This is a genomic window from Salipiger thiooxidans (assembly GCF_900102075.1).
Lineage (GTDB): Bacteria > Pseudomonadota > Alphaproteobacteria > Rhodobacterales > Rhodobacteraceae > Salipiger > Salipiger thiooxidans.
This window is the reverse complement of the sequence record NZ_FNAV01000045.1, coordinates 1-11,628: the sequence shown is the minus strand read 5'-3', so window position 1 is coordinate 11,628 and position 11,628 is coordinate 1. Positions and strand designations below refer to the sequence as shown.

Annotated in this window: 12 protein-coding genes and 1 pseudogene; 9 read left to right on the top strand and 4 right to left on the bottom strand. The window is 64.4% G+C overall.

What is annotated here, in order from left to right:
• Positions 1-104: 104 nt before the first annotated feature.
• Entirely contained in the window at positions 105-1,277 is a 1,173-nt protein-coding gene (locus BLQ77_RS27475) for an IS5 family transposase (protein ID WP_089962992.1), read from the bottom strand.
• A gap of 53 nt (positions 1,278-1,330) precedes the next feature.
• Positions 1,331-1,528: pseudogene (locus BLQ77_RS27470) on the bottom strand (transposase); the annotation flags it as partial.
• A 482-nt stretch (positions 1,529-2,010) separates the two neighbouring features.
• On the opposite strand from BLQ77_RS27470, the gene BLQ77_RS29580 reads away from it, so the two are divergent.
• Both BLQ77_RS29580 and BLQ77_RS27465 read left to right on the top strand, forming a co-directional pair.
• The gene (locus BLQ77_RS29580) at positions 2,011-2,328 is read left to right on the top strand and encodes an Arm DNA-binding domain-containing protein (RefSeq protein WP_242661897.1); all 318 of its coding nucleotides are present in this window, start codon (positions 2,011-2,013) and stop codon (positions 2,326-2,328) included.
• 117 nt (positions 2,329-2,445) lie between these two features.
• Complete coding sequence (locus BLQ77_RS27465; RefSeq protein WP_242661896.1) at positions 2,446-3,348, top strand: tyrosine-type recombinase/integrase; 903 nt, start codon at positions 2,446-2,448, stop codon at positions 3,346-3,348.
• Between the two features lie 71 nt (positions 3,349-3,419).
• On the opposite strand, the gene BLQ77_RS27460 is transcribed toward BLQ77_RS27465, so the two are convergent.
• On the bottom strand, positions 3,420-4,430 hold the full coding sequence (locus BLQ77_RS27460) for an MFS transporter (RefSeq protein WP_089964241.1): 1,011 nt from the start codon (positions 4,428-4,430) through the stop codon (positions 3,420-3,422).
• Positions 4,431-4,769: 339 nt separating this feature from the next.
• Between BLQ77_RS27460 and BLQ77_RS27455 the strand changes: the two genes are divergently transcribed.
• The 4 genes from BLQ77_RS27455 to bioB all read left to right on the top strand — a co-directional run bounded on the left by BLQ77_RS27455 (position 4,770) and on the right by bioB (position 8,225).
• Entirely contained in the window at positions 4,770-5,363 is a 594-nt protein-coding gene (locus tag BLQ77_RS27455; RefSeq protein WP_089964240.1) for a LysE family translocator, read from the top strand.
• Between the two features lie 580 nt (positions 5,364-5,943).
• The gene (locus BLQ77_RS27445) at positions 5,944-6,612 is read left to right on the top strand and encodes a GntR family transcriptional regulator (protein ID WP_089964238.1); all 669 of its coding nucleotides are present in this window, start codon (positions 5,944-5,946) and stop codon (positions 6,610-6,612) included.
• Between the two features lie 84 nt (positions 6,613-6,696).
• Entirely contained in the window at positions 6,697-7,254 is a 558-nt protein-coding gene (locus BLQ77_RS27440) for a biotin transporter BioY (protein WP_089964237.1), read from the top strand.
• Positions 7,251-8,225: a biotin synthase BioB gene (gene bioB / locus BLQ77_RS27435; protein ID WP_089964236.1), complete on the top strand. Its 975-nt coding sequence runs from the start codon at positions 7,251-7,253 to the stop codon at positions 8,223-8,225. The genes BLQ77_RS27440 and bioB overlap by 4 nt, the downstream gene beginning before the upstream one ends.
• Before the next feature lies 1 nt (position 8,226).
• On the opposite strand, the gene pdxR is transcribed toward bioB, so the two are convergent.
• Positions 8,227-9,639, bottom strand: coding sequence for a MocR-like pyridoxine biosynthesis transcription factor PdxR (pdxR, locus tag BLQ77_RS27430; protein WP_089964235.1), 1,413 nt, complete (start codon positions 9,637-9,639; stop codon positions 8,227-8,229).
• 93 nt (positions 9,640-9,732) lie between these two features.
• Here pdxR and BLQ77_RS27425 point away from each other — a divergent pair, with 93 nt between their 5' ends.
• The 3 genes from BLQ77_RS27425 to pdxY all read left to right on the top strand — a co-directional run.
• Positions 9,733-10,428, top strand: coding sequence for a glutamine amidotransferase (locus BLQ77_RS27425; protein ID WP_089964242.1), 696 nt, complete (start codon positions 9,733-9,735; stop codon positions 10,426-10,428).
• Positions 10,425-11,105, top strand: a complete 681-nt coding sequence (locus BLQ77_RS27420) for an MOSC domain-containing protein (protein WP_089964234.1) — start codon at positions 10,425-10,427, stop codon at positions 11,103-11,105. The genes BLQ77_RS27425 and BLQ77_RS27420 overlap by 4 nt, the downstream gene beginning before the upstream one ends.
• Positions 11,106-11,140: 35 nt before the next feature.
• Positions 11,141-11,628: pyridoxal kinase (gene pdxY / locus BLQ77_RS27415; protein WP_242661895.1), on the top strand; the 488-nt coding region annotated here is incomplete at its 3' end.

The following is an 11,628-nucleotide window of genomic DNA, read 5'->3' as shown; positions in this document are numbered from 1 at the left end:
TAGCAGGGCGCTGAAAAAGGCCCGCGTGAGGGATGGTTTCCCTCGACGCGGATGCTGGGTGGGGCTGGAGCATGCGCAGGCAGACCTGACTGCGGCTTCCCCGGTCAGGCTGCGAGCAGTTTCGGCAGCCTTGCGAGATTGCAGGCCGCCATTGTCAGCGTAAAGCGGGCGCGCACGCGCTCTATGCCGCGATACATGGTCTGTGTCAGGCCGCCGACGGTCTTGGCCCAGCCGAAGGGTTCCTCGATCTTCTTTCGGCATCGCTGGGATTTGGCATAGCCGGGATGTCGGGTGGTCCGACCGTCGATGGCTGAATGGCGGGACTTCTGGGCGACATGCGGCGTCACCACCATCTGGCGCAGTTCGGCGACGAAGTCGGCGCTGTCGTAGCCACGATCCGCTGCCAGGGTCAGACGCCGCGTCGATCCGGGCGAGTGCCGATGGAGCATGTCGATGGCGGCACGGCGCTCGGCGTGCCCGTCAGCTTGCGTGAGGTCGGCGTGCACGATCAGGCCGGAACGGTTCTCCATCAGGCTATGCCCCATGAAGCATAGCACCGCGCCAGCGCCGGGCGACTTCTTGAACAGCCGGGCCTCGGGATCAGTCATCGACGCGTGCGTCGCGTTCGAGCGTCGTTCGCCACGAAAATCGACTTCGGCATTGCGGCTGCGGCGTGCGGGACGGGGCATGGGTTTGGGCTCGGCAGTGGATTGGTCAGGAGACGATGTTGGCGATACACGGTCATCTGGCGGATCACCCGGATCGTCGTCCCGGTCGGGCATCGCACTGTCCTTCGGCTGGAAGCTCTTCATGGATGCCCAAGCCTTCACCAGAGTTCCGTCGACCGAGAAATGATCGTCGGACAGCAGCGGCGCCACATCACGATGCGCCAGGATGGCAGCCATGATCCGGCGGGACATGTCGGTGGTCAGCAATCGGTCGCGGTTCTTGCTGAACACCGTGGGGACCCAGACGGCATCGTCGATCCCGAGGCCCACGAACCAGCGGAACAGCAGGTTGTAGTCCATCTGCTCCATGAGCTGCCGCTCGGATCGGATTGAGTAGAGGATTTGCAGCAGGCTGGCGCGGATCAAGCGTTCCGGCGCAATGGAAGGACGGCCCTCACCCGCATAAAGTCGATCGAACTCGGCATCCAGTGAACGCAGGGCATCGTTGACGACGGATCTGATCTTGCGCAGCGGATGCCGGGACGGGATGCGCTCCTCAAGATCGACATAGCTGAACAGCGACCCCGTCACCTCGTCCGATCCGCGCATCGCCACCTCCGTCATACCGTGGGGGCGATGAATCATGTTCCTCGATGCGCGTCGAGACCGGAGTTTTTCAGCAGCCTGTTAGGCAGGTCGCGCCATGGGGCACCGGTGCGAGCGATCCAGAAAACCCCACCAAGAACTAGGCGGTGGTTGGTCGGTTTGCGCCCGTTCGGCGCACGGACGGCCAGGACAAACCGTTCAAAGAACGCCCACTCCTCGTCGGACGTCAGGTCTCGTGCCAAGCTGGTCTCCATCGCAGATACCAGCTTGAATCATGCCACACCGCGATGTGAAACCCTTTTGTCAACATGACCTAGGCGTATGGGACCCGCAACAAATGAAAAGTTGGTGCTTGGTACAGATGCCGATTGCCTTGTTAATTGATTTCATAGTGCAAATTAAGAATGAAACGTCCAATCCATCGCTGGATGAACGGCAACCGCGCGGCAAACTCGGCAGCGCCGGGGCAACCTGACTAGCGAGCCCAAATCGTGGAATTTCGAGGTTAGTGGCGCACCCATCAGGATTCGAACCTGAGGCCTTCGCCTTCGGAGCAATTAATCGTGGTCTATCCGAAATGCGCGACGCAGCACGCCACGGCACGCTAACATATTAAAATCGCTTGGGTTTCAGTTGGCTCGTCGCCGAAATCAATAGCCGCAACTACTCCGTAGCTTTCACCCGACTGCTTACGTGGTGCTTACGCGGCTCAGTTGCTCTGATGACGAGGTTGATGATGCCAAAGATCACGAAACGGCTGGTTGAAAGCGTCAAGAGCCAGAAGAAGGACTACGTCGTCTGGGACAGCGACCTGTCTGGCTTCGGGTTGCGTGTTTTCGCTTCTGGGAAGCGCAGCTACGTGATCCAGTATCGCCGTGACGGACGGTCGCGCCGCTATACGATTGGCCTCCACGGTATCTGGACTGCCGAAACAGCCAGACGAGAGGCCAAGGTCCAGCTAGGACGCGTCGCTCAGGGTGATGATCCGGCCGAAGAGCGCCACGAAGACCGACAGGCCATGACCGTGCAACAGCTCTGTGAGCGCTACGTCTAAGACCTGCACGCCGGCCTAATCCTCGGGAAACGTGGGCAGCCCAAGAGACCATCAACGGTCTCCACCGATATCGGGCGGATCAATGGGCATATCATCCCGCTGATCGGCAAGAAGAGGGTGCGTGATCTGACCAAAGTGGATGTTACGAAGATGATGAATGACATTATCCTCGGCAAAACCCGCGCTACGCGAAAGACCAAGAAGCTGAGGGGCAAGACGATCTTGCGGGGTGGCCAGGGTACAGCAACCCGGGCGGTCGGCTTGCTGGGCGGTATCCTCACCTACGCTTCGGAGGCGGGCATCGTCGACACGAACGTCGCGCATGGCATCAGGAAGCCCAAAGATCGCGTTCGCGACCGGCGTCTGACACACAGCGAGTATCAGTTGATGGGTAAGATTCTGGACAAGGCCGAGCGCGATGAAAACCTCGCCACCATGGTCAGCATCGTCCGCCAGATCGCCCTCACGGGCTGCCGGCGCAGCGAGATTATCGAACTCCACTGGTCCGATGTCGATCTTCCCAACAGCTGTCTGCGGCTATCAGAGACAAAGGAAGGAGCGTCCACACGACCGATAGGACTGGCGGTTGTCGAGTTCTTGGAAACGCAGAGCTTGAGGAAGAAAGGGCCGTTCGTGTTCCCAGGTGTGCGCGGCAACAACGCATTCGGCAATTTTCCGAAGCAATGGAGCCAGCTGTTCGAGAACACCGAACTCTCCGATATTACCGCTCATGTCTTGCGCCACAGCTTCGCGAGCATAGCGCACGAACTCGGCTTCAGCGAATTCACCATTGCGGCCCTCCTCGGGCACTCGAAGGGATCTGTAACGAGCAAGTATGTGCATACCCTCGACAGCAGCCTCGTCATGGCCGCCGATACCGTCGCGGGCTACATCTCAGGACTTCTGACTGGCAACCAATTCAAACAACCAGCTTGCGCTTTTGATCGGTCTGCCAGAAAGCGTTCCCTGGACCAGTTCCTCGACGGGGTGGCAATGGGGCGCGACGAGTTGGGTACATGACGCTTGGGCCGTCTGGGTAAACGCCCGGCCGCCGCGTTGATCGAGGCGGGCATTTTTTGCAACGCCTCGAATTAGGGCTTCCACGACAACAGCAGCGCCAAGGCAGCCGAGATGGCGCCTAAAGCGCATGTGCCACTCCAGCCCCATGCTGCATAGGCAGCACCACCAATGCCGGCTCCGACCGCGCCACCAGCGAGCATGGTTGCCATGAATATGGTGTTAAGCCGGCTTCGCGCGTTCGGATCGAGTGCATAGACGCGCGACTGGTTGGCAACCTGGGAGGATTGCACAGCGAGATCCATGATCACGATGCCGGCGAGCAACCCAATAATGGAACCTTGCCAGAGCCCGAAAATGAGGAAGGCCAGTATCACGAGCCCCGCGCCCATCGACACTACCACGGCGGGACCGCGCCTGTCTGAGAACCGGCCTGCGATAGGCGCGGAAAGTGCACCGACGACACCGACCAGCGCCAGAAGACCTACAGCTGTTCCTCCGAGTTCATACTGGGGCTCAGCCATCAGAAGCGCGAGGTTCGACCAAAAGCTGATGAAGGCCGCGAAGATCAGGAATTGCACAGCGACCACGCGCCGGAGAACGCTATGCTTGCGTACCAACGTCCAAAGAGAGCCAAGCAGGTGCAGATAGCTCAAGTCGGTCGTCGGCATCGCACGCGGAAGCCAACGCGCCAGCGCCGCGCCGACAATGCTCATCACCACCGCGGCCAGCCAGAAGACGTAAGGCCATCCCCAAAGGTCCGAGACTATGCCGCTGACCGTGCGGGCAAGCAGAATACCGATCAGGATGCCGCCTGTTACCGTGCCGAGTACACGACCTTGCTTGTCGGGCGGAGCCAGATGCACGGCGAGCGGCACGATCTGCTGGGCGACCGTGGCGAACAGGCCGACCGCGAAACTAGCAACAGCGAGCCACACGAAGCCGGGCGAGACAGCCGCACCGATCAGCGCCGCCACGAGGGCGGCGAGCCCTGCCAACAGCCTTCTTTTGCCAGTATCCAACCGGGGGCCTGGGAACGCGCAGCACCGTGCACACTCGAGCCAGGTACGACCCTGAGACGGCATACTTCTCGGCCAAATGAAGGATCGGCGTTTCCCAAACCTCTTCGAAGAGCTGTTCCCGAGAAACCTCAAATCGGCCTTCTGCTCTGCTCAACGGGGGCGGCTTGCTGGTCATTTTAGTTCGTTTCCGGGCGGGCGCGAGCTCAGCCCGCACCTCGCATTCGGTCCTTTCGGCTCCTTCTAAGCGAATGAATCGCCGTAGCGCCACTCCAAGAGACCTCGTCCCTTGCGTGGCGGCACGCGACAAGCGTGGATTCTGCTCATGCCGAGTTGAGAAGCTCTCAATCGCCCTGCCCGTCCAGAACACGGAGCAGGTATTCGCGTGAACTGGGAAGGTGGCAAATGGAGCTTACTACAATAGGAGCCCTGGCGCTCTATGCCCTTGTCATGTCGATCACCCCGGGACCAAACAACATGCTTCTCGCGAACGCGGGGCTGGTGTTTGGCTTTCGGAGCACCATACCGCAGATCGTTGGCATTCCGACCGGTGTAATCTCCCAGATCCTGCTCGTGGCCGCCGGTCTCAGCAGCGTTTTCGCACAGTTTCCCAGCATCCAGTTGGCACTCAAGGTGGCTGGGACATTCTATCTGCTCTGGCTCGCCCTGAACCTTTGGAAAGCAGATGCTCTGGCGCAATCACCCAATGCCCCCCCGATCTCGTTCTCTCAGGCGATGCTGTTCCAGTTCATCAATCCGAAATCGTGGCTGATCTCGCTCACTGCCGTCTCGGCATTTCTGCAGCCCGAGAAGGCGGTCCTTCCTCAATTGCTGATCATTTGCTTGGCTTTCGCATTGATCGGCACCCCGTGCATGGCTGTCTGGTCTGCCATGGGATCCGCTCTGCGGCGCCACCTCTCGAGTCCGACCAGCCTCAGGCGCGCAAACCGAACCCTAGCGGCGCTCGCATCGGCAACGTGCCTCATGTTCTGGCTCTGAAGGTGGACAAGGCACGCCAAGCGCATGCAATGCCCAATCTGGTGATCTGGCTGTCGTATTTTCGGCTTGCGGGGTTCTGGCTTATGGCAGGGCTCCTCCTCATTCCAGTTCTCGCATCGGCGATGTCTCTTAGCCAGGAGCCCGACGTCGATGGCAGGCCATCTCAGGTGGTATTTCTGGCATTGGCCGCGCCACTTGGGGTTATGCCGGTCCTCCTGCATTGGAAGTACGGACGACGGAAAGGCCCGATACTGACATTCACGGCGCAGGGCATCCTCATGAACGCCATAGATCCCGAGGCGATCATCCCATGGAGAGATATCGACGTCAGAGCAAGTTGGCACGTTCTCGGGGGCTGGCGGACGATCCTGACGTTCCGATGTGTCGGCCGACCGCCGAAAGAGGGAAGACGTGTCGGACCCGCTGATCTTTACGAATTGCGACTTCCCAACATCGCAACCAAGGGCTGCCTTAGCCTGCAGAGGTTTGCCAGATCCTACAAGACGGCGACGATGACAGAAGAGCAGCGGACCACATCTTAACTGTCGACGGACGGCGCGGCATAAATTATCTATAATTCATGAAACACGCTCCCGAAGAGACCCAGTCCGTGCGCATCGCCCGCGTCCTTGCCGACCGTATCATCTCGGGCGAGATTCCGCCCGGCGCGCGCCTCCGGCAGGACCATATTGCCGCCGAGTTCGGCGCCAGCCACGTCCCGGTGCGCGAGGCTTTTCGTGAGCTGCAGACCCAGGGCCTGGCAGAGAGCGAACCAAGGCGCGGCTTCCGCGTCACCGAGTTCGACGTGGCCGAGTTGCGCGAGGTCGCCGAGATGCGCTCCAGCCTCGAAAGCCTCGCCCTGCGCCGCGCTGCGCCCAATATGACGCGCGCCATTCTTCAGGAAGCCGAAGAGGTTACGCGGCATGGCGACAGCGCCAGCACGGTCCGAGACTGGGAGGCGGCGAACCGTCGCTTTCACCGGCTGATCCTGTCCCCCTGCCGGATGCCCCGTCTGCTGCGGACAATCGACGACCTGCAGGCCGCCAGCGCGCGGTTTCTTTTCGCCGCCTGGCGACGCGACTGGGAGGCGCGCACCGATCATGAGCACCGTGCCATCCTGGATGCGCTGCGCAAGGGGCAGACCGACCTCGCCTGCGCCACGCTCGCACGCCATGTCGGCTGGATCGGCAAGCGTAAGACTGCGGCGAAAAATGCCGATATGAGGGAGACTTACGAAGTTCCTGGATAATTATCTATAAAGATGATTGCCGACGCCGCACCTTACCTTCGAAATTATAGATAGACTCGATGCCTATCTTCGGAGGACAGACCCATGGCATTTCTCACCCCTTCTCTGACCCGTCCCGCCGCGCTCGGGCGCGGCCTTGCGCTGGCGCTCGGCGGCGCGGCGTTGATCACGCTGGGCGCCAAGATCCAGATCCCGTTCTGGCCGGTGCCGATGACGCTGCACACCCTGGCGGTGTTCTTCCTCGCCGCCACGCTCGGGCCGAGGCTCGGCTTTGCGGCGATGGCTGCCTATCTGGCGGCGGGGGCTCTGGGGATGCCGGTCTTCTCGGGCTCGCCCGAACGCGGCATCGGACTGGCTTATATGGTCGGGCCGACCGGCGGATATCTTGCCGGCTACCTGCTGGGCGCGGGGCTGACCGGCTGGCTGGCGCAGGGGCGCGGGTTGATCGGGCGCTTCCTGGCGATGCTGGCGGGCCTCGCCGTGGTCTATGCCCTCGGCCTCGCATGGCTGGCGCTCTATGTCCCGGCGCAGGGGCTGCTGGCCGCGGGTCTCACGCCCTTCCTTCTCGGCGATCTGGTCAAGCTGGCTTTGGCCTCGGGCCTCATCGCGGCCATCGCTCGCCTCCGGACCCGCGCGGCATGATCCGCAGCGACTGGACCATGGCGGAGGCCAGGGCGATCCACGCCCTGCCCTTCGCCGACCTCATGCATCGCGCCCAGACCCAGCACCGCGCGCATTTCGACCCCAACGCGATTGAAGCCGCGAGCCTGCTCAGCATCAAGACCGGCGGCTGCCCCGAGGATTGCGGCTATTGCTCGCAATCCGCTTTTCACGAGACCGGGGTGAAGGCCACCAAGCTCATGGGAACCGAGGAGGTCCTGGCCGCCGCACAGCGCGCCAAGGCCGCTGGCGCGCAACGGTTCTGCATGGGGGCCGCCTGGCGCAGCCCCAAGGACCGCGACATGGACAAGCTCTGCGACATGGTGCGGGGCGTGTCCGAGCTGGGGCTGGAAACCTGCATGACGCTGGGGATGCTGTCGCCCGAACAGGTCGCGCGGCTGAAGGCGGCGGGCCTCGACTTCTACAACCACAACATCGACACCTCGCCCGCGTATTACGCGCAGATCGCCAGCACCCGGACGATGGAGGACCGCCTCGACACGGTCGAACAGGTGCGCAAGGGCGGCATCAAGGTCTGCTGCGGCGGCATCTTGGGCATGGGCGAGGCCGAGGAGGACCGCATCGCCATGCTGGTGACGCTGGCGACGCTCCCCGCGCATCCCGACAGCGTGCCGGTGAACCTGTGGAACGAGATCGAGGGCGTGCCGGTTCAGACGCGTGCGGAGGCGATCGATCCCTTCGCGCTGGTGCGCATCGTGGCGCTGGCCCGCATCCTGATGCCAGCCTCGGTGGTGCGACTGTCGGCGGGGCGCACGGGGATGAGCGACGAGTTGCAGGCGCTGTGCTTCCTTGCCGGGGCGAACTCGATCTTCGTGGGCGACCAGTTGCTGACCACCGGCAACCCGGCGGCCTGGAAGGATCAGGATCTGCTGGTCCGCCTCGGCATGCACATCGCCCCCGCGCAGGCCCGGCCCCGGGTCGCGGCGGAATAGGTCAGGCCGGAACGCTTCGGGCGAGGATGTCCACCGCCCGGGCGATCTGCCCTTCGTCCAGCGCCGCATAGCCCAGACGGAAGGCCTGCGGCGCCGGACCCTCCAGCGCGAATCGCGTACCCGGCAGCAGGGCCAGCCCCGCCTGCCCCGCGGCTTTGGCCCAGGTCTCGGCCGACCTCCCCTCGCAACGCAGCCACAGCGCCAACCCTCCGGCGGGCAAGTCGAATGTCGCCCGCCCGGCGAGGTGCTCCCCCAGCAGCGCCGCCAGAAGATCCCGCCGCGCCCGGTAGACCCGCCGCGCCTTGCGGGCATGACGACCGAGATCGCCGTCGCGGATCAGCTCCGCCAGCGCCGCCTCCAGCGGCGCGTCGCCCTGCCGGTCGATGGCGGCGCGCGCCTCGGCCATGCGGGTCAACAACGGCTCGGGCGCCAGCGCATAGCCCATCCGGATGCCCGGTGAGAGCAGCTTCGACAGCGAGCCCGCATAGATCAGCGGCAGGCCTTCGGGCGCACGGGCGGCCAGCGGCAGAACCGGGCGGCCCTCGAACCGGTATTCGTGGTCGTAATCGTCCTCGATCAGCGTGAGCCCATGGCGCTGCGCCAGCTCCAGGAGTTGCAACCGTCGCGCCGCGCCCATGGTCACCGTGGTCGGATACTGGTGATGTGGCGTGACATAGACCGCCCGGATACGCTGGTCGCGGGCCAGCGCCTGCTCCAGCGCGTCGATCCTGAGGCCGCCGCCATCCACCGGCACACCCCGCACCTTTGCCCCCGCCGCGCGGAACGCCTCCCAGGCGAGCGGATAGCCCGGCTCCTCCACCGCGATGACCTCGCCCGGAGACAGCGCCGCCCGCACGGCCAGGAACAGCGCCATCTGGCTGCCGCGCGCGATCAGCAGCCGCGACGGGTCCGCCACCACGCCCCGGTCCGTGGCGAGATAACCCGCCAGTGCCTCGCGCAGCGAGGACGTGCCGCGCGCATCGCCGTAATCCGCCCCGGCGCGGAAGGCCGCCGACAGCAGCGCCCGGCGAAAGGCCCGGGCCAGCGCCTTGTCGGGCACCAGCTTGGGGTCCGGCGCGCCGTCGGTGAACGCGAGCCCCGCGCGTGGCGCCACCGGGTCCATCGGTGCGGGCGCGGGTCTGCGGGCCAGCATCCCCTGAGGCAGATCCTGCGCCACGAAGGTGCCCCGCGCCGGTTCGGCCTGCAGCCAGCCTTGGGTCAGCAGCTCCTGATAGGCGGCATCCACCGTGTTGCGATGCACCCCCAGCTCACGCGCCAGCGCCCGCGTGCCGGGCAGCCGCGCTCCGGGCCGCAGGCGCCCGCGGGTGATGTCGCGGGTGATCGCCTCGGCAATCGCGAGGAAGAGCGGGCCGCCATGGCCCGGCTCGATCTCGAGGGCAAGAGGCTCGCGCATGTGGGAAACCGGCCTATCTAGATCATTCATACTGGCACTTTTGCATAGGCCAGTGTTTTGCCACAGAGGCGAAAAATGCAAGAGGCTCCGACGATGAAATCCGCCCTGATCCTGCGCCACCTGGCCTTTGAATACCTCGGGTCCTTTGCCCCGGTTCTGAGGGACGCCGGCTATCAGCTCCAAGACATTGAGGCGGCTGTGGACCCACTGCCCGATCCGCTGGAACCGGACCTGGTCGTGGTGCTGGGTGGCCCGATCGGCGTGAATGACGGCGCCGCCTATCCTTGCATGACAGAGGAGCGGAACTGGCTGGCCATGAGGCTGGCAGCGGATCGCCCGACCCTCGGCATTTGCCTCGGCGCACAGCTCATGGCCGCGGCCCTCGGAGCCCGTGTCGCGCCCATTGCCGAGAAGGAGATCGGCTTCGCGCCCCTGACCCTAACCCCGCCTGGCTGGGCCGGCCCGCTTGCCCACCTCTCGGACATCCCGGTACTGCACTGGCATGGCGAGGGCTTCGACCTGCCAGCCGGAACCGAGCGCCTAGCCGCGACCCCCGGCTGCGAAACACAGGGCTTCGCCCGGGGCCGCAATATTCTCGGCCTGCAATTCCACCCCGAGGCCGGGATGCTGCCGGATTTCGAACGCTGGCTGATCGGCCATAGCGCCGAACTGGCGCAAGCGGGGATTGCCCCGGAGGCGCTCCGGCAGGACGCCAGGGCACATGGCCCGGCCCTGCGGACCGCCGGTCAGGCCATGCTGAAACAATGGCTGCGGGGGTTGGATGAATGAGGCCCGCCACGCTCCTGACAGGTCGCGCCGCTCCCCTGCCCGGATGCGACACGCTGAGCGGGATCGGCAAGACGGCGGTTATCCACCCGCTGAGGCTTCGCCCCGAGGGGTTCGAAGGCGACGAACAGGCCGACCGGCGCGTACATGGCGGCGTCGAGAAGGCCGTGCATCATTATCCGCTCGATCATTACAGCGACTGGCGCGCGGAACTCGGCGACCTTCAGGCGCTGACCGCTCCCGGCGGGTTCGGCGAGAATATCTCGACCGCCGGGCTCACCGAAGCGGAGGTCGCCGTCGGCGATACATTCCGGCTGGGCGGCGCGCTGATCCAGGTCTCGCAGGGGCGCCAGCCCTGCTGGAAGCTCAACCACCGCTTCGGCGTGCCCGACATGGCGCGGCGCGTGCAGCAGACCGGGCGCACGGGATGGTATTACCGGGTGCTCCAGACCGGCACCGTTACCCCCGGGGACCGGCTGGAGCTGATCGACCGCCTGGCACCGGACTGGACTTTACGACGGCTCTGGCACGCTCTCTATGTGGACCGGATGAACCTGGTCGAACTAGAAGGCATCGCCGCGCTCGATGTCCTGGCCGAGGGCTGGCGCAAATACGCGGTCCGGCGGTTGCAAAGCCGCCGGGTCGAGGACTGGAGCGCAAGATTGGACGGCGCCACATGAAGCGCCCCCCTTTCGTCATTTCGATCCAGAGCTAGGTGGTCTTCGGCCATGTCGGCAATTCCGCGGCGCTCTTCCCGATGCAGGCGGCGGGGCTCGAGGTCGCGGCGATCCCCACCGTGGTGTTCTCGAATACACCCGATTACCCGACCTTGCGCGGCCGCGCCCTGCCGCCCGAATTCTTCTCCGACCTGCTGCAAGGCGCTCGCGAACGCGGTCTCCCCGAGCGGGCGGATTACATCCTCACCGGCTATATCGGCTCGCTCGACGTGGCCGAGATGGTGGCGGATTTCGTGGCCGAGGCGAAGGCCGCGAACCCGACCCTGCGGTACATCTGCGACCCGGTGATGGGCGACACCGGTCCCGGCCTCTATGTCCCCGAAGCCATCGCTGGCGTAATGCGCGACCGGTTGCTGCCGATGGCCGACATCGCCACGCCGAACCCCTTCGAACTCGCCTGGCTCACCGGGCAGCAGATCCGCACTCTGGCGGATCTTCAGGCCGCGCGCGAGGCGCTGCACATCGC

Bases quoted from the DNA above. Each gene is read 5' to 3' on its own strand.
- BLQ77_RS27475 (WP_089962992.1), bottom strand. From the start codon at position 1,277: ATGCGCGGATCGGACGAGGTGACGGGGTCGCTGTTCAGCTATGTCGAT.
- BLQ77_RS29580 (WP_242661897.1), top strand. From the start codon at position 2,011: ATGCCAAAGATCACGAAACGGCTGGTTGAAAGCGTCAAGAGCCAGAAG.
- BLQ77_RS27460 (WP_089964241.1), bottom strand. From the start codon at position 4,430: ATGCCGTCTCAGGGTCGTACCTGGCTCGAGTGTGCACGGTGCTGCGCG.
- BLQ77_RS27455 (WP_089964240.1), top strand. From the start codon at position 4,770: ATGGAGCTTACTACAATAGGAGCCCTGGCGCTCTATGCCCTTGTCATG.
- BLQ77_RS27445 (WP_089964238.1), top strand. From the start codon at position 5,944: ATGAAACACGCTCCCGAAGAGACCCAGTCCGTGCGCATCGCCCGCGTC.
- BLQ77_RS27440 (WP_089964237.1), top strand. From the start codon at position 6,697: ATGGCATTTCTCACCCCTTCTCTGACCCGTCCCGCCGCGCTCGGGCGC.
- bioB (WP_089964236.1), top strand. From the start codon at position 7,251: ATGATCCGCAGCGACTGGACCATGGCGGAGGCCAGGGCGATCCACGCC.
- pdxR (WP_089964235.1), bottom strand. From the start codon at position 9,639: ATGCGCGAGCCTCTTGCCCTCGAGATCGAGCCGGGCCATGGCGGCCCG.
- BLQ77_RS27425 (WP_089964242.1), top strand. From the start codon at position 9,733: ATGAAATCCGCCCTGATCCTGCGCCACCTGGCCTTTGAATACCTCGGG.
- BLQ77_RS27420 (WP_089964234.1), top strand. From the start codon at position 10,425: ATGAGGCCCGCCACGCTCCTGACAGGTCGCGCCGCTCCCCTGCCCGGA.